Annotated in this window: 20 protein-coding genes and 1 pseudogene; 6 read left to right on the top strand and 15 right to left on the bottom strand. The window is 69.0% G+C overall.

Going from position 1 to position 18,758, the window contains the following annotated elements; all coding sequences use genetic code 11:
• Positions 1–326: 326 nt before the first annotated feature.
• From EK403_RS10425 to EK403_RS10390, 8 genes are all read right to left on the bottom strand, one after another.
• On the bottom strand, positions 327–839 hold the full coding sequence (locus EK403_RS10425) for a flavin reductase family protein (RefSeq protein WP_128777422.1): 513 nt from the start codon (positions 837–839) through the stop codon (positions 327–329).
• On the bottom strand, positions 836–2,167 hold the full coding sequence (locus EK403_RS10420; protein ID WP_128777421.1) for an LLM class flavin-dependent oxidoreductase: 1,332 nt from the start codon (positions 2,165–2,167) through the stop codon (positions 836–838). The genes EK403_RS10425 and EK403_RS10420 overlap by 4 nt, the downstream gene beginning before the upstream one ends.
• Before the next feature lie 225 nt (positions 2,168–2,392).
• On the bottom strand, positions 2,393–3,625 hold the full coding sequence (locus tag EK403_RS10415; RefSeq protein ID WP_128777420.1) for an ABC transporter substrate-binding protein: 1,233 nt from the start codon (positions 3,623–3,625) through the stop codon (positions 2,393–2,395).
• The gene (locus EK403_RS10410) at positions 3,622–4,185 is read right to left on the bottom strand and encodes a carboxymuconolactone decarboxylase family protein (protein ID WP_128777419.1); all 564 of its coding nucleotides are present in this window, start codon (positions 4,183–4,185) and stop codon (positions 3,622–3,624) included. The genes EK403_RS10415 and EK403_RS10410 overlap by 4 nt, the downstream gene beginning before the upstream one ends.
• Positions 4,185–5,105: a branched-chain amino acid ABC transporter permease gene (locus EK403_RS10405; RefSeq protein WP_128777418.1), complete on the bottom strand. Its 921-nt coding sequence runs from the start codon at positions 5,103–5,105 to the stop codon at positions 4,185–4,187. The genes EK403_RS10410 and EK403_RS10405 overlap by 1 nt, the downstream gene beginning before the upstream one ends.
• Positions 5,102–5,965, bottom strand: a complete 864-nt coding sequence (locus EK403_RS10400; protein WP_128777417.1) for a branched-chain amino acid ABC transporter permease — start codon at positions 5,963–5,965, stop codon at positions 5,102–5,104. Before EK403_RS10400 ends, EK403_RS10405 begins: the two co-directional genes overlap by 4 nt.
• A 1-nt stretch (position 5,966) precedes the next feature.
• On the bottom strand, positions 5,967–6,704 hold the full coding sequence (locus EK403_RS10395; RefSeq protein ID WP_245479625.1) for a branched-chain amino acid ABC transporter ATP-binding protein: 738 nt from the start codon (positions 6,702–6,704) through the stop codon (positions 5,967–5,969).
• Positions 6,701–7,477 carry an ABC transporter ATP-binding protein gene (locus tag EK403_RS10390; protein WP_128777416.1) on the bottom strand — a complete coding sequence of 259 codons (777 nt, stop codon included), beginning with the start codon at positions 7,475–7,477 and terminating at the stop codon, positions 6,701–6,703. The genes EK403_RS10395 and EK403_RS10390 overlap by 4 nt, the downstream gene beginning before the upstream one ends.
• A gap of 194 nt (positions 7,478–7,671) precedes the next feature.
• Here EK403_RS10390 and EK403_RS10385 point away from each other — a divergent pair, with 194 nt between their 5' ends.
• Positions 7,672–8,595 carry a LysR substrate-binding domain-containing protein gene (locus EK403_RS10385; RefSeq protein WP_128777415.1) on the top strand — a complete coding sequence of 308 codons (924 nt, stop codon included), beginning with the start codon at positions 7,672–7,674 and terminating at the stop codon, positions 8,593–8,595.
• 24 nt (positions 8,596–8,619) lie between these two features.
• Here the strand turns inward: EK403_RS10385 and EK403_RS10380 are convergent, their stop codons facing one another.
• Positions 8,620–8,802: a hypothetical protein gene (locus tag EK403_RS10380; protein WP_128777414.1), complete on the bottom strand. Its 183-nt coding sequence runs from the start codon at positions 8,800–8,802 to the stop codon at positions 8,620–8,622.
• Between the two features lie 177 nt (positions 8,803–8,979).
• On the opposite strand from EK403_RS10380, the gene EK403_RS10375 reads away from it, so the two are divergent.
• Positions 8,980–9,174: a hypothetical protein gene (locus EK403_RS10375; protein ID WP_128777413.1), complete on the top strand. Its 195-nt coding sequence runs from the start codon at positions 8,980–8,982 to the stop codon at positions 9,172–9,174.
• A gap of 151 nt (positions 9,175–9,325) precedes the next feature.
• On the opposite strand, the gene EK403_RS10370 is transcribed toward EK403_RS10375, so the two are convergent.
• The 3 genes from EK403_RS10370 to EK403_RS10360 form a co-directional block, all read right to left on the bottom strand.
• On the bottom strand, positions 9,326–12,718 hold the full coding sequence (locus EK403_RS10370; RefSeq protein ID WP_128777412.1) for an EAL domain-containing protein: 3,393 nt from the start codon (positions 12,716–12,718) through the stop codon (positions 9,326–9,328).
• 120 nt (positions 12,719–12,838) lie between these two features.
• Positions 12,839–13,717: an aldose 1-epimerase family protein gene (locus tag EK403_RS10365; RefSeq protein WP_128777411.1), complete on the bottom strand. Its 879-nt coding sequence runs from the start codon at positions 13,715–13,717 to the stop codon at positions 12,839–12,841.
• Positions 13,718–13,731: 14 nt separating this feature from the next.
• A complete protein-coding gene (locus EK403_RS10360) occupies positions 13,732–14,229 on the bottom strand; it encodes a MarR family winged helix-turn-helix transcriptional regulator (protein ID WP_128777438.1) in 498 nt (165 codons plus the stop codon).
• Positions 14,230–14,391: 162 nt separating this feature from the next.
• Between EK403_RS10360 and EK403_RS10355 the strand changes: the two genes are divergently transcribed.
• The 3 genes from EK403_RS10355 to EK403_RS10345 all read left to right on the top strand — a co-directional run bounded on the left by EK403_RS10355 (position 14,392) and on the right by EK403_RS10345 (position 16,989).
• Positions 14,392–15,102: a hypothetical protein gene (locus tag EK403_RS10355; protein ID WP_128777410.1), complete on the top strand. Its 711-nt coding sequence runs from the start codon at positions 14,392–14,394 to the stop codon at positions 15,100–15,102.
• A 206-nt stretch (positions 15,103–15,308) separates the two neighbouring features.
• Positions 15,309–15,683: a YciI family protein gene (locus EK403_RS10350; protein WP_128777409.1), complete on the top strand. Its 375-nt coding sequence runs from the start codon at positions 15,309–15,311 to the stop codon at positions 15,681–15,683.
• Positions 15,684–15,696: 13 nt separating this feature from the next.
• Positions 15,697–16,989 (top strand): RNA polymerase sigma factor, encoded by a 1,293-nt coding sequence (locus EK403_RS10345; RefSeq protein ID WP_128777408.1) that lies wholly within the window; start codon positions 15,697–15,699, stop codon positions 16,987–16,989.
• Positions 16,990–16,998: 9 nt separating this feature from the next.
• Here the strand turns inward: EK403_RS10345 and EK403_RS10340 are convergent, their stop codons facing one another.
• The 3 genes from EK403_RS10340 to EK403_RS22340 form a co-directional block, all read right to left on the bottom strand.
• Positions 16,999–17,343: a hypothetical protein gene (locus tag EK403_RS10340; RefSeq protein ID WP_128777407.1), complete on the bottom strand. Its 345-nt coding sequence runs from the start codon at positions 17,341–17,343 to the stop codon at positions 16,999–17,001.
• Positions 17,344–17,412: 69 nt separating this feature from the next.
• Entirely contained in the window at positions 17,413–17,724 is a 312-nt protein-coding gene (locus EK403_RS10335; protein ID WP_128777406.1) for a DUF3072 domain-containing protein, read from the bottom strand.
• Positions 17,725–17,869: 145 nt separating this feature from the next.
• Complete coding sequence (locus tag EK403_RS22340) at positions 17,870–18,322, bottom strand: hypothetical protein (protein WP_164919566.1); 453 nt, start codon at positions 18,320–18,322, stop codon at positions 17,870–17,872.
• A 210-nt stretch (positions 18,323–18,532) separates the two neighbouring features.
• On the opposite strand from EK403_RS22340, the pseudogene EK403_RS22335 reads away from it, so the two are divergent.
• Positions 18,533–18,758 (top strand): annotated as a pseudogene (locus EK403_RS22335) (DUF1176 domain-containing protein); the annotation flags it as partial.

The following is an 18,758-nucleotide window of genomic DNA, read 5'->3' as shown; positions in this document are numbered from 1 at the left end:
CCTTGAATCAGCACGCAGTCCACACCGCAAATCTATTGGGTACAGACCCTAGAGCGGGACGCTTTTGGATCGGGTCAGGGAAACTCCGCCCGTTATCCCGGCCGAAGCGCCGGGATCCATCGCCGCTCACGAAGCCATGCTATTGAGAACGCGGCGTTAATGGATTTCGGGACAGGCTCGGAATGACGGTTTCCACGTTGAGTCGGCCGACCCAACCTCGACGCATCACGCTTTAGACGTCCGGTCCCGGAATTCTGGCTCGGATTCCCTGTATTTTCGGCGCTTGACCCGGCCGGATCGATGCGGCTGGGCGCCCTGCCAAGAATTCACAGCTCCCTGACTGTGCAAAACGAGCCTTCGCTGTAGACGAGCGGACGCCCCTCTCCCGCCGCCGCGTTGACGACCTTGCCGACGAAGATCGTGTGGGTGGCCTGATCGTAGGCGGTTTCGACCACGCATTCGAGCTGGGCCGCGCCTCCCGCGATCAGCGCGCAGCCGGTCACGCCCGGGCGGGCGGCGACGCCGTCGAAGGTCTTGCCGGATCCGCCCGCGAAATAGCTCGCGAGCGGCGCCTGATCTTCGGCCAGGAAATTCAGCGCAAAGCGCTCTCCCCTCGTGATGACCCCATGCGACGCGCTCTCCCGGTTGACGACCACAAGGACGAGCGGCGGCTCGGCGCTGACGCTGCACACCGCGGTCGCCGTCATGCCGTTGACGACGCCGCCGTGACGGCTGGTGACGACCGCGACGCCCGAGGCCAGCCGGCGCATCGCCGCCTTGAAGTCGGCGGCGTCGACGCCCGGCGCCGGGAGCGGGCGCGTCGCCATGGCGGCGCTCACGCTGCTCCTCCGGACGTCGCGAGGCGGTCGCGCAGCGTGCCGTCGGCGTAAGTCGTCCGAGCCCTTCCCCGCGCCTGGAGAATCGGCACGACCTTGTCCACGAAGTCTTCGAAAGTCTCCGGCAGGAAGGCCGGCGAGATCACGAAGCCGTCGGCCGCGCCGCTGTCGACGATCGCGATCAATTCGTCCGCGACGTCCTCCGCCGTGCCGACGAGGCGCGGGCACATGACGCCGCGCCCGTAGATCCTGCCGGCCTCGGCGATCGTCATCGAGCCGTCGCCCGCGATCGAGCGGAGCGCCGCGAGATTGCCCTGACTGCCGGTGTCGGCGATCTCGTCGATCGTCGCGTCGAGCGGCAGCGACCCGAAATCGGCGTTGGCGTGGGCCGCGAGCGTCGAAAGGCCGACCCGCGGGTCGATCAGGCTGTCGTGCAGGTCGCGCTTGGCCTCTGCCTCGGCGCGCGTCTCGCCGATGAACGGCATCACCGCCATCAGGATTTTCGCGGCGTCGGGCGCGCGGCCCGCCGCCTCGAGCGCCGTCCGGACGTCCTTGGAGAACGCCGTCATGCGGGCCATGCTCGGCTGCAGCGCGAAAATCACCTCCGACCAGCGCGCCGCGAACGCCTTGCCGCGTCCCGAGGAGCCGGCCTGGATGATGGTCGGCCGCCCCTGCGGGCTGCGCGGAATGTTGAGCGGTCCGCGGGACTTGAACCACGTCCCGCGATGGTTGGCGTAGCGCACCTTCGACGGGTCGGCGTAGAACCCGGCCGCCCGGTCGAGCACGAGAGCGTCAGGCTCCCAGCTGTCCCACAGCTTGAACGCCACCTCCATGAATTCGTCGGCGCGGTCGTAGCGCTCGTCATGGCTGAGATGCGGCACGTCGCCGAAGTTCAGCGCCTCGCCGTCATTCATCGAGGTGACGACGTTCCACGCCGCGCGCCCGCCCGAGATGTGGTCGAGCGTCGCGAACTCGCGGGCGATGTTGAACGGCGCGTCATAGGTGGTGGAGCGGGTCGCGCCGAGGCCGAGACGCCGCGTCACGGCCGCCATGGCGCCGAGGATCGGCAGCGGGTCCATGCGGGTCGCGTCCTGGTCGCCGAGGCGCAGTCCCATCTCGTGGCTGTCGCCGTAGCGATCCGCGATCGCGAGCCGGTCGGCGAAGAACACGAAGTCGAACACGCCGCGCTCGAGCGTCCGGGCGATGCCGGCATAGTGTTCGAGGCTGAGGAACGGCGTCTCATGAGCCGGGTTGCGCCAGATCGCGTGGCTGTGGACCACCGGCCCGGCGACGAGAAAGCCGCAGAAGTGAATAGGGTTATTCTGGCTCATCTCCGCCCCTTGCAGGCCATGTATTATCATTCGCGTGGATTATCTTGAGCGCCTCAACGGGCGATCTTCAAGATCGTAGTAATAAGGCTCCAGCAAACGCAAATTTATAATGGTTTGCACAAAGCAAAGTTTTATTTATGAGCGGCGGCGGGCGTCGGAGGCCCGTCCGCGCGGCGGGATCGCCGCGCGGTGACCGTCGTCGTTGTTTCGGCTTTGCGTGCGGCGTCAGCTGACGACGCCGAACGGCGTATTCTTTCCGCCCTTGATCAGCTGCACGTAGAAAGAGCGGTTCAACGAGTCCCCTTTCTCGTCGAAGTCGCAGGTGCAGCCCGCGCCGTTGAAATTGATCTTCTTGCCGTCGCGGACCATTTTGAGCGCCTCGACGATATCGTCGACCTCTTCTCCGGGAGGGTTGCAGACCTCGCGGATCGATTTCGCCCAGACCGCCGCCTCTTGGGTCTTGGCGTGCTCCATGGCCAGCGCGGTGATGCAGATCTGGTCCCAGGCGTTGCCGGCGAACAGGAAGACGGTGCCCTCGGGCGCTCCCATCTGCTTGACGAAACGGGCGTAGGACGGGCTGTCGATCGGCGGCGAGGGCTGCAGGTGGTAGATGCCCTCCGCGACCTCCGGCCCGACCGCCTGCAGGAACTTGCCCTCGGCGTCCGCGCCGGTGCCGAGCGAAACGACCTTCGAGGTGAAGCCGCCGCGGAAGATCTCCTTCGAGATCGACACCATGTCGGTCAGCAGCGGCAGCACGAACACCGCGTCGGGCTCGGGCCCGAACGCCTTTTCGACCTCGGCGCGGTAGGAGGCCTGGTCGGGATTGTACATCACGACGTCCATGACCTCGCCGCCGAGCTTCTTCATCTCGGCCTTGAAGGGCTCGACCATCGCGACGATGAACGGGTTCTGCTGGGCGAGGATCGTCACCTTCTTGGCGCCGATCTTCTGCATGACCTTGGCGCCGGCAGGCCCCCACTGGCTGCTTTTCGCCTGAAGGCGGAAGATCAGCCCCTTGGTCTCGCCCTCGGTGACCGCGTTCGCCGCGCAGGACAGCATCTGCACCTTGTTGGCGGCGAGGATGACCGGCTTGGCCGCGAGCGCCTCGGGGCTGCCCCAGAAGCCGCCGACCAGCTCGACCTTGTTGACCTCGAGCAGCTTCTTGCTGGCCGCGACGCTCGCGGTCGCCGACGTCTCGGAGTCCTCGATGAACAGGCGGACATTGCGGCCGCCCAGAATGCCGCCCGCGCCGTTGACCTGGGAGACGACGAGCTCCGCGGCCTGCTTCATGGCCGGCCCGTAGGCGCCGGTCGCGCCGGAGAAAGGCAGCACCAGACCGAGCGGGACGTCGCCCGCGGCCTGGGCGAGCGCGGGGGTCTTGAGCGCCGCCGCGACCGGCAGCGCGCCGAGGCCGGCGACGACGGAACGGCGGTTCATGACAAGCTTGGCGTCGGTCATGCCAGGTTTCCTTTCTCGGCTGCGAGAGCGGCCGCCGTCCGGCCGTCGTCGATCTGGAGGGCGTCGTTGAAGCGGTTGAAGAAGCCGGCGAGCGCGATGCGGAGCGTGAGCTCGACGATCTGGCTTTCCGTGAAGCGGGCGCTGAGCCGCTCGAACACGGCGTCGCGCAGTCCCCAGGCGCGCTCGGTCACGAGCGTCGCGTATTCGACGACCAGGCGGTCGGTCTCGTCGAAAGCCGGGTGGTCGGCCGAAGGCAGGCCCTCGATCGCTTCCTCGGGCAGCCCCTCGACCGCGAGCAGCGGCTGGTGATGGCCGATGCAATAGGGGCAGGCGTTGAGCTTGGAGACGGTCACGACCGCAAGCTCGACATAGCGCAGCGGCACGTTCGCCTGGCGCCTCAGCTCCAGCAGCATGCCGAACAGCCCTTCCAGCGCGGCCGGCACATGGGCGAGCACGGCCGCCTGATCGCTGAAATCCGCGTAGCCGGAGGCGAAGACCTCGTAGAGCTCGCGCTGGCCGGGCGGGAGCGCCGTAGATGGCAGCGGCGAAACGCGGGGCATCAGCGCCCTCCCCCCGCCTTCGGAAGCACGTCCGCCGCGCGGCGCTTCGGCTCCGGCACGAGCCCCTGCGGGCGCAGGATCAGCAGCAGCACGATGCCGGCCCCGATCAGTCCGAGCCGGAGCGCGGAGAGCTGAACGCCGTCGATGACCGGGATGACGTCCTTCAGGAAGCGCGTGCCCTCGAGCAGCGCCATGATCGACCCCGCGCCGACCAGAAGCCCGACATTCGAGCCGCGGCCGCCCGCGATCACCGCCATGAACGCATAGGCCGTGACGATCGGGGTGAACTGGCTGGGGTCGATATAGGTGAGGTAGTAGGCGTGAAGCGCGCCCGCGACGCCCATCACCGCGCCGCCGACCGCGAAGGCTTTCACGCGGAGCAGGAAGACGTTCTTGCCGAGCGCCGACGTCACCGTGGCGTCGTCGCGGATCGCCCGGAGCGCGCGGCCGAAGGGCGACCGCGCCATGCCTTCGAGCGCGAGGAAGACGATCGCGAGGAGGCCGAGCGCGAACACGATGAACACTGCGTCGCCGCCGATCGACTCGCCGAGCGACGCGAAGGGGCGCGGGATGTCGGGGATGCCGAGCGCGCCGTTGGTCAGCCAACCCTCGTTGAGGATGACGAGGCGGACCACCTCGCCGAAGCCGAGCGTGACGATCGCAAGGTAGTTCTCCTCGAGCCGGATCGACAGCAGCGCGAGGCCTGCGCTCAAGGCCGCGGAAAGCGCGCCGGCCGCGATCATCGCCGGCAGCCAGCCGACTTGCGGGGTGAGAAGCGCGGCCGCGTAAGCGCCGATGGCGACGAAGCCCACCACGCCGAAATTCACGAGCCCCGCCTGCCCCCACTGCAGGTTCAGCGCGAGCCCGACCAGAGCGGCGACGCAGACCAGGATCGCGATGGTGACGAGATAAGCGATCATTTGCGCGCCGCCTTCGCTCCGAACAGGCCATTGGCGCGGAACAGCAACAGCGCCAGGATCACCGAGAAGCTCACGACCTGCCGGTAGTTCGTCGGGATGACGAGGGCCGACATCTCCTCCGCGACGCCGATCACGAGCGCGCCGGCCACGGCCCCGAGCGGAGAGCCGAGGCCGCCGAGGATCGCGGCCGCGAAGATCGGGATCTGGTAGTTCCAGCCGATCAGCGGATCGATCGCGCGGTCGAGGCCGGCGAGCACGCCCGCGAGCCCGAGCAGCGCGCCGACCAGGACCCAGGTGAGACGCGCGATCGTGCGCCGCTCGACGCCGCGCACCGCGGCGAGCGACGCGTTGTCCGCGACGGCGCGCATCGCCCGGCCGAGCGGCGTGAAGCGCAGCAGCGCATCCACCAGGACGAGGCAGACCGCGACCGTGATCGCGATCGTGATCTGCTCCTGGTTGATCCGGATTCCCTCCCACCGGATCGGGCGCGACAGCGCCACGTCGAAGCCGCGGCTGGCGTTGCCGAAAAAGAATCGGCAGACATTCTCGATGACGAGCGAGACGCCCATCGAGGCGACGAGCAGCGTGATCGATCCGCGAGCCCGCAGCCGCTCGAAGGCGAGTTGGTCGGCCAGAAGGCCTGCGCCCGCGACCGTCAGCGCGGCGATGGCGGCGGCGCCGAAGAGCGGAAGGCCAAGCTGCACATTCGCGACCCACGCCGCGTAGGCTCCGAGCGTCAGCATCGAGCCGACCGCGAAATTCGCGAATTTCAGCACGCCGAACACGATGGTCAGGGCGAGCGCCGGCAGCGCGATGAGCAGGCCGGTCACGAGGCCGTTGAAGAAGAGCTGCGCCGCCATCTCAGGCGACCTTCGCGAAGAACAGCGCGCCGAGATCGGCGGCCTTCATGTCGGACGCCGAGGCGCGCAGGCTGACCTGGCCCGCGACGAGCACGACCGCCTCGTCCGCGACGTCGAGCGCGGCGGCGACGTTCTGCTCGACGAGCAGGACGGTCACCCCGGTCTCGCGCACTCTGACGATCGCCTCCATGGTCTGGCCGACGATCTTCGGGCTGAGTCCCGCCGAGGGCTCGTCGAGCAGCAGCGCTTCGGGGTTCGCGAGCAAGGCGCTCGCGAAGGCGAGCATCTGGCGCTGGCCGCCGGAGAGGTCGCCGGCGCGGGTCTTGAGCCGCGCGCCGATCTCGGGGAACAGGCCGAGCACCCGCTCCCGCTGCTCCGGCCCGACGCCGGCGCGCCCGCGCAGGAACTCGGTCGCAAGCTTCAGGTTCTCGCCGATGGTGAGGTTCGGAAAGACGTTCGCTTCCTGAGGCACGTAAGCGAGGCCCGCGGCGACCCGCTTCGCCGGCGTCTCGCGCGTGACGTCCCGGCCCGTCACTGCGACGCGGCCGGCGCGGATGTCGAGCAGGCCGGCGAGCGTCTTCACGAGGCTCGACTTGCCCGAGCCGTTCGGGCCGATGACGGCGAGGATCGTCTCCGGCGCCTGGTCGAGGCTGATGCCGCGGACGATGTCGTCGCCGCGGCCGTAGCCGGCCCGGAGGTCTGTCGCCGACAGCGCGGCGATCGGAGCCGGCGCGCTCACGCCGCGACCCCGAGATAGGCGTCGACCACGCGGCGGTCGCGGGCGACCTCCTCGAACGTCCCGGAGACCAGGAGCCTGCCCTCCGCCATGACATGGACGTGGTCGCAAAGCTCGCCGACGAGATGCATGTCATGCTCGACGAGACCGAAGGAGACGCCCTCGGCCTTGAGCTCCCGGACCAGGCGGATCAGCTCGATCTTCAGCGGCGGCGCGACGCCGGCGCCCGGCTCGTCGAGCAGGATGAGCTTCGGCTCGAGCAGCAGCGCGCGCGCAAGGTCGAGCAGCTTCTTCTGGCCGCCCGACAGCCCCCCCGACGGCTGGTCTGCGAGCCGGAACAGCCCGACGCGCTCGAGCAGCGCCTTCGCCTTCTCCGCGTTCACGCTCTCCTGAGCCCACCATTTCCGGCGCGCGAACAGGCTCGCCGCGACGCCCTCGCCGGATTGGCGGCGCGGAGCGAGCAGCAGGTTCTCGAAGACGGTCAGGCTGCCGAGCTCGCGCACGATCTGGAAGGTGCGCGCCACGCCGAGGGCAGCGAAGCGGTGGGCGGGCAGCGCCGTGACGTCGCGGCCGTCGAGCAGGACCGTCCCGGCGTCGGCCCGGACGAGGCCGGTCATGGCATTGAGAAGGGTCGATTTGCCGGCGCCGTTGGGGCCGATCAGGCCGGTGACTTCACCGGCGCGCAGCGACAGGCTGCAGCCGTCGAGGGCCGCGAGGCCGCCATAGCGTTTCGCGACGCAGCGAGCTTCCAGCAGAGGGACCGGAACAGCGCTCAACGGGGCGCCTCGCCACGCCACGTCGGCGCCACATCAATAAGCACAATGCTCAATATGAATGCTCGATTTGCTGGAATAGCGTGCATTTTGTCCGGATATACTGAGTAATTCGGCGTCAACTGATCCTATCGTCTGACTTTCGCCAAACGCAAATTTATATTGCTTTGCAAAAAGCCAAATAATAATTTGCCTTCATGGCGCGCCCCCTCGAGATCACCCTGCTCCGCACCTTCGTGATGCTGGTCGAGGAGCAGAGCGTCACGCGGGTCGCGCGGAAGCTGCTGCGGACCCAGCCCGCCGTCAGCCTTCAGTTGCGGCGGCTCGAGGACGCGGCGGGGCAGCAGCTGTTCGAAAGCGACCTCAGGCGTCTGCGCCTGACCCCGCATGGCGAAACGCTGCTGCCTTACGCGCGCACGGTGCTGCGCACGCATGACGAGGCGCAGGCGAAGCTCGCCTCGAAGGAAATCGAGGGACGGGTGACGCTCGGCTGCCCCGACCTCTACGCGGCCTTCCTGCTGCCCGAGACGCTCGCGAGCTTCCGGCGCGCCTATCCGCGGGTCGAGGTCTCGGTGCGGTGCGCGCTGTCGCGGCAGATCGCATCCGATATGGACGAGGGACTGATCGACGTCGCCATCGCGACGCACATGCCCGGCGTCGCGCCGAAGACGGCCGACGCAGAGCGGCTGAGAGCCGAGCCGCTGGTCTGGCTGGGGGCGGCGAATGGCGACGCGCACCGGCGCGACCCGGTGCCGCTCGCCATGCTGCCGGAAGGCAACCTCTACCGCGATCTCGCCCTGGCGGCGCTCAACGACGCCGGGGTCCGCTGGCGCATCGCCTGCGTGTCCGAGAGCATCGCCGGCCTGCAGGCGATGGCGCTTGCGGACGCGGCCGTCATCACTCTGTCGGAATCAGTCCACGCGATCGGCTTGAGGCGCCTGCCGCCGTCCCTCGGATTGCCGGCGTTGCCTGCCGTCGACATCATGCTCTGGAAGCGCTCGCGCGGGCTTTCCAACGCGGCCGGGCATTTCGCGAGGCATATTGCGGTCGGCGTCGGCGGATCCGGCGCCGGACCGGATCTGCCGACGATCTCCGAAGACGAACTCTTCGGAACGGTTTGAACTGCGCATCCCGGAGGATGCGCTTCAGGCCTTGGCGAGCTCCTCGAGCTCCTCGATGGTCAGGATCCAGCCATTGTCGGCCGCGATCGTGAGCCTGTCGTCGTCCTCGGTCTTGAGACCGCGCGCGAGCAGGAGGGCGTCAAGCACCGATCGCGCGACGGTCGCGACCGGGCCTTCTTCGGCGTCGACGATGACGGTGTAGGACATTTGCGTCTCCTCTCGTGCCGATCGACTCATGCGATCGTGCGGCGAATCAACCGACGTCGAATAGGAGTCGTTCCCGTGGCGTGGCCCCCCTCCTTAAGGTTGATTTTTGGTTTCGCTTCCGTCGTCTCCGGCAAGGTGAGACGCTCGACCTCAGCACCGATTTCGGAGGAGGCGGCGATGGCCGAGTTGGAAGGCGTGATGCAGCGGCTCGACGCGCAGGTCGGCCGGATCAAAGCGAGCGCGGCCGCCGAGACCGGCCGCGACGAGGTACAGGAACTGCTCCTGCAGAGCCTCGCGCTCGTCTCCGAGGCGCTGCTCCGCGTCGGCCGCGACGTCCGGTTTCTGAAGCTCCACTTCGCCGAAAAGGCGTGACGCCGGACACCGCTCGGCGCCGCCTCCAAGGCGTCCTTGCGGGCCGGCGACCCGCAAGGCTTATGGCGAATGAACCGTGACCTAAACGGCCACGGCGCGCGCCGATATTCTGCTCGACCGCGCGATCGAGCGCCGCCGAAGGGCGTGACCGTCAGGCCGCGCGCTTCTGGCGGTTGACGAACGCCACGGCCTGCTCCGCCGGCAGCGGCGGGCTGAACAGATAGCCCTGCACCTCGGTGCAGCCGGCCTGGCGGACGCCCTCGAACTGGGCGCTCGTCTCGACGCCCTCCGCGGTGATCGCTGCGCCGCTGCGTTCGCCGAGCCCGACGATCGCCTTGACGATCGCCGCGGTCTCGGGGTCGTCGATCTCTACGATGAAGGAGCGGTCGATCTTGATCTTGTCGAAGGGGAAGCGCCGCAGATAGCTCAGCGACGAATAGCCGGTGCCGAAATCGTCGAGCGCGATCCGGACCCCAAGGGATCGAATCCTCAGCAGAGTCGAGACCGCGGCCTCCGAGTCCTGCATCAGCACGCTTTCGGTGATCTCGAGCTCGAGCCGCTCGGCCGGAAGCCCGGCGGCCGACAGCGCGCCGACCACGCTCTGCTCGAGACCCGGCCGCTGGAACTGCACGCCCGACACGTTGACCGAGACGCGCATCTCGTCGGGCCATGAGGCGGCCGCCCGGCACGCTTCGCGCAGCGCCCAGTCGCCGAGCGGCAGGATGAGGCCCGTCTCCTCGGCGATCGGTATGAACTCGGACGGCGGCACCATCCCCCGCCTCGGATGCGGCCAGCGCATCAGCGCCTCGAAACCCGACACGGTTCCGGCGGCGGCGTTCATGATCGGCTGGAACGCGAGCGCCAGCCCGCCCGCACGCACGGCCTCCCTGAGGTCGATCTCGAGCTGCGTGCGCTCGGCGAGCGCCGCGTCCATGCCCGTCTCATAGAAGCGGTGCGTGTTCCGGCCCGCGGCTTTCGCCTTGTAGAGCGCGATGTCCGCATTCTTGAACAGGTGGTCGGCGTCTTCGGCGTCCTGCGGACAGATCGCGACGCCGATGCTGACGCCGACCGCGACCGCCTGGCCGTCCAGGTCGATGGGCTGCCCGACCGCGTCGATCACCCGCTGCGCGGCGACGCTCGCGGCCCGCGGGCTGTCGAGCGCGACGATGATGGCGAACTCGTCGCCGCCGAGCCGAGCCACGGTGTCGCCCTCGCGCACGACCGAGCTCAGCCGTTCGGCGATCGTCCGAAGCAGCGCGTCGCCGGCCACATGTCCGCGCGTGTCGTTCACCGATTTGAAGCGATCGAGATCGCAGGCGAGCAGCGCGAAAGCGCGTTTGCTGCGCTCCGCCACAGCGACGGCCTCGTTCAGCCGCTGGCGGAACAGAGTCCGGTTCGGCAGGCCCGTCAGCGCGTCATGGACCGCCATATGGGCGACCTGGCGCTCCGTCTCCTTGCGCTTGGTGACGTCTATATGGGTGCCGATGATTCGCACCGCCCGGCCGTCGGCCGACCGCGTGACGACTTTGCCCCGGGCGAGGGTCCAGGCGTAGCTGCCGTCCTTGCGCCGCATGCGGTATTCACATTCGAAGGTCGGCGTCAGGCCTTTGAGGTGGTCGACGAGAAGCCGCCGCGTGGCTTCGACGTCGTCGGGATGGATGAGGGTCGCCCAGGCGTTGACGTCGTCGTCCACGTCGCCCCGGTCGTAGCCCAGCATCACGAACCACTGGTCGGACAGGCGGACGATCCCGGTCTGGAGATTCCAGTCCCACAGCCCGTCGCTTCCGCTGTCGAGGGCGAGCGCGAGGCGCTGCTCGCTCACCTTCAGTTCCTCTTCGGCGGTCTTGCGGTCGGTGACGTCGCGCAACGACGCCACGTAGCCCGTCGGCCGCCCGGTCGCCGCGTCGCGGGTCAGGCTGAACGACACTTCGACCCAGACCAGGGCGTCGTCCTTGCGGAGATAGCGCAGACAGGTCACGGCGTGCTCGATCCGGGCCGAGGTCAGGTCGTCGAGCAGGCGCCGATAGGCCTCGACGTCGTCGGGATGGACGAAGCCGAGCGGCTTCGTGCCTACGAGTTCCTCGGCGTCGTAGCCGAGCACGGCCTTGGCGGCGGGTGAAACGTAGCGCCGTGTCGTGTCGAGCTCGCACCAGATGATGAGGTCGGTGGTGTTCTCGGCGAGCAGGCGATAGCGCAGCTCGCTCTCCTCCATGGCGCGGGCGCTTTCGACGCGCGCCGTGATGTCGGTCAGGGTCCGCACCACGCCGCCGTCGGCGAGCGCCGTCGTGCGCACCTCGAGCGTTGTCCCGTCGGGCCGGCGGCGCTCGTAGCAGTCGGGCGCGCGCTCGACGCCTCCCTCCATGATCCGCCGCACCATCTCGGGCGTCTCGAGGCGGAATTCGCCCCGTTCGAACTGATGGCGTTTGATGTCTTCGAGCCGCGCTCCCTCGTGGACCACCTCGTCGGACAGGCCCAGCAGCTCGCTCGCGCGACGGTTGCAGATCCGGATCCGATCATCGGGGCCGATCATCAGCAGGCCCTGATCCATGCTCTCGAGCGTGAGCCGCAGCAGAGCGCTCGCGTCGCGAAATTTCGCCTCGGACCGCGCGCGATCGGTCACGTCGATGCACACCCCGTGCAGCGCCTCGACCTTTCCCGACGTCGCGTAGGAGGCGACTCCGTGGACGCAGATCGTCCGCACCTCCCCGTCCGGTCGGATCACCCGGGAGTGATGCTTGTAGCCGCCATCGTCCGCCCGGCTCTGGCCCATGGCGGCGACCTCGACCAGGCCCCGGACACGCTCTCCGTCCGCCGGGTGGTAGAAGCTTAGATGCTCGTCGAGCGTGAGCGCCTTCAGTTCGGCGTTGCGCCCGAAGATTCGCGACACGCCGTCCGACCAGAGGATCTCGCGGGCGGCGACGTCGATCCGCCAATGGCCGATTCCCGCGGCCTTCTCGGCAATCGCCTGCGATTCGTGTGCGGCGAGCAGCCTGCTCTCGCGTTCCTCGAGCAGGTCCGCGACGCGCCGTCCCTCCTCGGCGGCGGCTGCGCGGGCGAGCTCCGCCTCATGCAGCCTGAGATGCGACTCGACGATGCGCACGAGGTCCGTGAGCTGGGCGGCCTGGCGCTCCGAGAAGTCCGGACGCGGCTTGACGTCGATGACGCAGACCGTGCCGATCCGATGGCCGGAGCCGCAGGAGATCGGCGCGCCGGCGTAGAAGCGCGCATAAGGCGGCCCGACGACCAGCGGCGACTTCGCAAAACGGGGATCGTCAGCCAGATCCCGCACCACCGTCGCGTCGCCGCCGCCCATAACGGCGTCGCAGAACGAGCCGAAGCGGGCTATCTCGGCGTCCTCGACCCCGACGCGGGCCTTGAACCAGAGCCTCGTCTCGTCGATCAGCGGAATGAGGGCGATCGGCGCGTCGAACAGGGCGGCCGCCGTCCGGCACACGGCGTCGAGATGCGGCTCGGGTCCGGTGTCGAGAATGCGCAGATCGCGCAGCGCGACCAGTCGGCGCGCCTCGCCTGCACGGCGTCGCATGTCAGTTCCTCGCCTCGACGACGCGCTTGGACCGCGCCCTTGCCCTCGGGGTCTCGCCGCCCCGCGCGAACCCGGATCGTGACAGCCGAACGTTGCGTAATCCTTGCGTCGACCGCTCGTTTAGAGCGAGACACGCCACTCGAACTCCTCGGTCTCGCCTGGAGCGAGCAGGACGACGCCCGGCTTTTCGACGAACGGCCCGTCCCAGCCGACGAAGCTCGCCATGCCGCGCCAGGGTTCGACGCACAGGAACGGCGCGCCGTGGGGCGCCGACCAGATCCCGAGGTCCCGGTAGCCGCGCCACGAGAAGTCGAGCGCCTTCAGACTCTCGCCGTCCGGTCCGAGCGCCGCGTAGCGCACCGACCGGCTGGCCGCGTCGGGAAGCACCAGCGCGTCGCGCGCGAACAGCTCCTCGTTCAGGGCAAGCCTGCGCCCGTCGAAGGGCAGCGGCGCTTCCGGCCCCAGCAGCCCGTCTTCGACTGTCCGGCGCGACCCCGTCTCTTGCGCTCCGAAGTCGATGACATGCGCCTCCTTGGCGACGCCGTCGACGAGTGGCCAGCGGAAGCCCGGATGCGCGCCGATCGAGAAGGGCAGCGGCGCGTCGCCCGGATTGGTGACGCGCGAAGTCACGGAGAGGGCGACCCCGTCGATCGCGTAGAGCATCTCCAGGCGGAAGGCGAAGGGGTAGAGCGCCCGTGTCTCTGCGTCGTCCGCGAGCGCAAGCGACGCCTTGGTCTCCGTCCGCTCGGTCCAGTCGAAGCCCCGGTCGCGCGCGAAGCCGTGCTGGGTGACGCGATAGCTCGCGCCCTCGTGCCTCAGCGCGTCGCCCGCGAGCCGTCCCACGATCGGAAACAGCACCGGGGCGCGGCGCGGCCATTCGGGGCCGGCCTGCCAGAGCAGCTCCACGCCCTGCGCGTCCTTCAGGCTGACGAGCTCGGCCCCCGCCGCCGAGATCGTCGCCGACAGCCGATCCGCGCCGATGCGATGGGTCTCGGGCAAATCCGAAACTCGCGTCACGCCGAAGGCGCGCAGGCGTCCGCGCCGTCCAGTCGCTTCAACATCTCGTCGATGTCCCGGCGCAGCCTCAGGATCGCGTCCTCCGACATGCCGAGGCGGCAGACGATGTCATGGCGCACGCCGAGCGCGTCGAGACGCAGCGACCTTCCGCGTTCGGTCAGCGTGATCTCGACCTCGCGCTCGTCGGCCCGGCTTCGCGAGCGGCTGACGAGCCCCGCGGACTCCAGGCGCTTCAGCACCGGGGTCAGGGTCCCGGAATCGAGGCGGAGCCGCTGGCCGAGCTCCGAGACGCTCTGGCGGTCCTCCTCCCAGAGCGCGAGCAGCGTCAGATATTGCGGGTAGGTCAGTCCGAGCGGCCCGAGCGAGACGCGATAGGCGCGGTTCATCGCGTGGGCCGCAGCGTAGAGACCGAAGCAGAGCTGATTCTCGAGGCGGAGCGAATCGAACCGGTCGTCGGACTCGGGTTCGGTCGGCTTGGGGTCGGTGATAGGCATCAGGTCCTTGGTCGTGCCGTCTGTGTCGTGGATGCGCATCCGGCTGCCGGCGGCCGCTCGGGGGGCCGCGCAGCGATCAAACTAAAGGAAAATTCGCTGGACGCTACCGTCGGGTAACGCTCTCGCGACACGCTAATGGTCCTGATTCGCACGGGAAGCGCCATGACGCTCGACGCAAGACGGGCCGCCTGGAACGAGGTCGCGCGGTCGAAGCTCACGGCCTCGCGCGACCAGATTCCCGGTCCGGTCCTGGTCCAGGCGCTGGCGCGGCGCTGGACGCCGAAGACCGCCCGCGCCGCGGTCGACTTCTACTGGAGGGCGCATCCCTTGCGCGCCGACCGCCTCGCCCGGGCGCTTGCGGCCGCGGGCGCGCCGCCGCCCGGCTGGCGATGGTCCGCCCCGGAGATCCGCGCAGGCTTCAGATTGCCGCCACAGCCTTTCCGATCCGCATCGCCCGAGCCCGGTCGCTGCGTGGTCTGCGGGCAGTCCGTCTTCAGGCTTGGATGGCACGTCGATCTCTGGGGCGCGGGCGTCCCGAACCGCCGCGCCGCTTGGCACGCCTGCTGCGTCGCGGCCTGGCGGTTCTGGACGGCCCCGCAGGGCGCGCGCAAGCTCATCGCCCGGGTCCAGAAGCACAAATGCGCGCTCGGCGGCCGTCGGCTGCTGAAGGGTTCGGAGGTCGACCACCGGGTCCCCTTGCACGAGGTCTGGCGCGACCGGCGCGACCTGCCCTTCGCCAAGCTCCTCGGCTTCTGGGGCGCGCCCAATCTGCAGGTCGTGAACGCCGCCGCGCACGCCGAGAAATCGGCCCGCGAAGCGACGAGCCGCGCGGCGCTTCGCGCCGCCGCCGCGCTGGAAGCGCCGGCGTCCTAGCGTCGGACCGATTGCCAGCACCGCTCGTCATGCCCGGACTCGATCGGGGCATCCATCGACTTCGCAAAGAGATCGATTGCCGGGTCATCAAGCCCGGCGACGACGACCGGCTCCGGAGGACCTGCTTCAGCGAAAATTTTGCTGAGAGCTGTCGGACCGGAGGATAGTCGTTTCGTCCTCGGAACCAGACACGGAGCCCTCGGGCCATGCTCTACGCCATCCTCTGCTACCATTCCGAAGCCGTCGTCGGCGCCTGGTCCAAGGAAGAGGACGAGGCCGTCATGGGACGGATCGCCGAAGTGAAGACAAAGATGGCGGCGCAGGGCCGGCTCGGCCCGAACCTGCGCCTGCTGCCGACCACCGCCGCCGTCACGCTGAAGAAGTCGGTCGAGCCGCCGCTGGTGCTCGACGGCCCGTTCGCCGAGACCAAGGAGCAGCTGCTCGGCCTCTACGTCGTCGACGTCGCGTCGCTGGACGAGGCGCTCGAGACCGCGCGCGAACTCGGCAAGGCGAACCCGGGCGGCTCCTACGAGCTCCGTCCCATCGGCTATTACGACCCGGCGAGCCCGCCGGCGTCATGACCGGACCCTGCCCATGACCGACATCGCCTGGATCGACAAGGCCCTCGCCTCCGCCCGGCCCCAGGCGGTCGCAGCGCTCTTGCGCTACTTCCGCGACCTCGATCTAGCGGAGGAGGCGTTCCAGGAGGCCTGTCTCCGGGCGCTTCGGACATGGCCGGACAAGGGGCCGCCGCGCGATCCGGCCGCCTGGCTGATCTTCGTCGGCCGCAACGTCGCGCTGGATCACGTCCGCAGGCGCGCGAAGCAGACCGCGCTGCCCGACGAGGACGCGATCTCGGACATCGACGACGCCGAAGCCGACATCGCCGAACGTCTCGACCAGGTGGATTATCGCGACGACATCCTGCGGCTGCTGTTCGTCTGCTGCCACAAGGACCTGCCCGCGACCCAGCAGATCGCGCTCGCGCTCCGGGTCGTGTCCGGCCTTGCCGTCCGCCAGATCGCCCGCGCCTTCCTGATCGGCGAGAGCGCGATGGAGCAGCGCATCACCCGCGCCAAGGCCAAGGTCGCGACGGCCGGCGTGCCGTTCGAGACGCCGGGCGCCGCCGAGCGCGTGGAGCGCCTGACCGCCGTCGCGGCGATGATCTATCTCGTGTTCAACGAGGGCTATTCGGCCTCCGGTGAGGAGCTTTCGGCGCGCGTCGCGCTCTGCGACGAGGCGATCCGGCTCGCCCGCCTCCTGCTCAGGCTGTTTCCGGCCGAACCCGAGATCATGGGGCTCGCGGCGCTGATGCTGCTGCAGCATTCGCGGACCGGCGCCCGCCACGACGCCGACGGCGCGATCGTGCTGCTGGAGGACCAGGACCGCTTTTTGTGGAACGCGCCGATGATCGCCGAGGGGCTGGCGCTGGTCGACAAGGCGATCCGGCACCGCCGCCCAGGGCCGTACCAGCTGCAGGCCGCGATCTCGGCGCTGCATGCGCGCGCCAAGACCTTCGCGGAGACGGACTGGGCCGAGATCGACCTGCTCTACCAGGCGCTGGAGCACATCGCCCCCTCGCCCGTGGTGACGCTGAACAGGGCCGTGGCGCTGTCGAGGCTCAAGGGCGCGGACGCCGGGCTCGACCTGATCGCGCCGCTCGCCGAGCGGCTGTCCGGCTATTTCTATTTCCACGGGGTGACTGGGGCGCTGCTCATGGAGCTCGGCCGAAACGCCGAGGCGCGGATCGCCTTCGACCGGGCCATCGCGCTCGCCAACAGCGCCGCCGAAGCCGCCCACATCCGCGCGCAGCTGGACCGGCTTCACATCGACGGAGCGGAAGGCGAGCGGAAGAGCAAGAGCGGATCGGCGCGCCGACCCGTCTGAACGCTACCGTCAGCGCTGCCGGAACGGCCGCAACGGACGCGGCGTGTAGTAGCACCTGCGACCGACCCACCGGCGGCAGGATCGACCGGGGCGATGAATGTAGCGCAGCGTGAACCGGCGCGGGACGACGCGGCGGCGAGGCGCGTAGCGGTGTCGGTGGTAGCGCGTGTGGCCGACCCGATCGACCTCGCCCAGCGCGAGCCTCATCATGGCGTCCGCCCGGACGCTGGCACGCAGTTCGTCCAGCGAGGGCGGCGCGGACCTGCCGCCGTCGGCCGCAAGGACAGGCGCGGTCTCGGCTACGCCTGAAATGGCGAACGCCGCGGCGAGCGAATAGAGAAGCGTCTTCTTCATCATCTTCCTCCCGTTCAGCCCCCCGCGACCGCAGACGTCCGACGCGCGCAAAGCCGCCGTCGCCGGACGTCAACGTTTTTCGTTGCGCGCGTTCTTGAGCTCGTCGATCAGGGTCGAGGCCTCGGCCTTGGAGAGGTCGTCGCGATAGGCGTCCGCCCCGGTCTCCTCGGAAAGCGTCTTCAGATAGGAGGCCTGCGCTCCGGTCATCGGCTCGTCGCCCGAGACCCAGTCGGCCGGGTCCTTGTCGGCGTTGCTTTCCGGATCGGGCGCGGTCTTCGGATTGGGATGGACGTCTTGCGCCGGTTTTCCGGGCGTCGGAGCGTCCGGATCGGTTTCGCGGCGGGCGTCGACTCGCGACGAAGGGGTGTTGTCGTCCGACATAGGCGCTCCGTTCTACGTTCGTTCGTAGCGGTGAAACGCGCCGCGGCAGAGCTCCGTTCCGCGAACGATGCGCGGTCGGTCGTGCAGAAAAGAAAAGCCCCGGCGATATCCGCCGGGGCCTCCCAAACGTTCATCGCGCAGCGGATCAGAGGCCGATGCCGACATAGAAGCCGGGACGATAGCCCCTGCAGCGGCGATAGCCGTAACGGGTGATATAACAACGACGACCGCCGTAGAATCGCGGGCCACCGTAATAGTACCGACCGCCGTAATAGCGGCGCCCGCCATAATACCGCCGGCCGCCGTAATAGCGGCGCCCGCCATAGTAGCGGCGCCCGCCGTAATAGCGGCGTCCACCATAGTGCCGGCCGCCATAGTGCCGGCCGCCGCCGCGCCAGCCGCGATGGCCGCTGCGCCGGCCCACCGTCTGGATGTCGCCGGCCGCGAGGCTGGTCATCGCCTCGGACCGGACCTTGGCGCGGATCTGCTCGAGCGACGTCGCGCTCGGGGCGGCCTCGGCGGAAGCCTGCGGCATCGTCTCGGCGACGCCGCCGATCGCGACGGCGGTCGCCAGGGCGTAGATGACTTTCTTGTTCATAGGTTTCTCCGGTTTCTCTGTGCGCGTCCCGGTGACGGTCGCGCCTCGAGGCGCCGCCCCATCCTCTGTACGAACAGTGATACGCAGGAACGGTTGCGCTCCTGCGGCCCCGCAAAATGCCGACTTGGTAACGACTCCGTGAACCAACCCGCTTGTTTCGAACGGCCCGGCGCGTTTGAAGATGCCGCTTCTTGATCGGAGAAGGTCGCGATGAGGATCGTGCCGAGCGCCCTCCTGCTCATGGCCTCCTGCTGCCTTGCAGCCGCGCAATCGACCGAGCGGTTCGAGGCGTGGATGATCGTCTGCGCCGGGAAGGCCGCGGCCGACTGCCGGGTCGTCACCGAGGCCCCCGCCTCCGGCGCCCGCTCCATGCGGCTGGTGGTGGCGCGAGAGCCCGCCAAGGCCGCGGCCCCTCGCCTTTTGATCACCCTGGTCT

Source organism: Hansschlegelia zhihuaiae, assembly GCF_004103825.1.
Taxonomy (GTDB): domain Bacteria; phylum Pseudomonadota; class Alphaproteobacteria; order Rhizobiales; family Methylopilaceae; genus Methylopila; species Methylopila zhihuaiae.
The sequence above is the reverse complement of the archived record's forward strand: the minus strand, read 5'-3'. Positions and strand labels throughout refer to the sequence as shown.

Coding starts and splice junctions, on each gene's coding strand:
- EK403_RS10385 (WP_128777415.1), top strand. CDS start 7,672: ATGGCGCGCCCCCTCGAGATCACCCTGCTCCGCACCTTCGTGATGCTG.
- EK403_RS10420 (WP_128777421.1), bottom strand. CDS start 2,167: ATGAGCCAGAATAACCCTATTCACTTCTGCGGCTTTCTCGTCGCCGGG.
- EK403_RS10380 (WP_128777414.1), bottom strand. CDS start 8,802: ATGTCCTACACCGTCATCGTCGACGCCGAAGAAGGCCCGGTCGCGACC.
- EK403_RS10335 (WP_128777406.1), bottom strand. CDS start 17,724: ATGTCGGACGACAACACCCCTTCGTCGCGAGTCGACGCCCGCCGCGAA.
- EK403_RS10370 (WP_128777412.1), bottom strand. CDS start 12,718: ATGCGACGCCGTGCAGGCGAGGCGCGCCGACTGGTCGCGCTGCGCGAT.
- EK403_RS10345 (WP_128777408.1), top strand. CDS start 15,697: ATGACCGACATCGCCTGGATCGACAAGGCCCTCGCCTCCGCCCGGCCC.
- EK403_RS10415 (WP_128777420.1), bottom strand. CDS start 3,625: ATGACCGACGCCAAGCTTGTCATGAACCGCCGTTCCGTCGTCGCCGGC.
- EK403_RS10405 (WP_128777418.1), bottom strand. CDS start 5,105: ATGATCGCTTATCTCGTCACCATCGCGATCCTGGTCTGCGTCGCCGCT.
- EK403_RS10340 (WP_128777407.1), bottom strand. CDS start 17,343: ATGAAGAAGACGCTTCTCTATTCGCTCGCCGCGGCGTTCGCCATTTCA.
- EK403_RS10410 (WP_128777419.1), bottom strand. CDS start 4,185: ATGCCCCGCGTTTCGCCGCTGCCATCTACGGCGCTCCCGCCCGGCCAG.
- EK403_RS22340 (WP_164919566.1), bottom strand. CDS start 18,322: ATGAACAAGAAAGTCATCTACGCCCTGGCGACCGCCGTCGCGATCGGC.
- EK403_RS10360 (WP_128777438.1), bottom strand. CDS start 14,229: ATGCCTATCACCGACCCCAAGCCGACCGAACCCGAGTCCGACGACCGG.
- EK403_RS10355 (WP_128777410.1), top strand. CDS start 14,392: ATGACGCTCGACGCAAGACGGGCCGCCTGGAACGAGGTCGCGCGGTCG.
- EK403_RS10400 (WP_128777417.1), bottom strand. CDS start 5,965: ATGGCGGCGCAGCTCTTCTTCAACGGCCTCGTGACCGGCCTGCTCATC.
- EK403_RS10350 (WP_128777409.1), top strand. CDS start 15,309: ATGCTCTACGCCATCCTCTGCTACCATTCCGAAGCCGTCGTCGGCGCC.
- EK403_RS10375 (WP_128777413.1), top strand. CDS start 8,980: ATGGCCGAGTTGGAAGGCGTGATGCAGCGGCTCGACGCGCAGGTCGGC.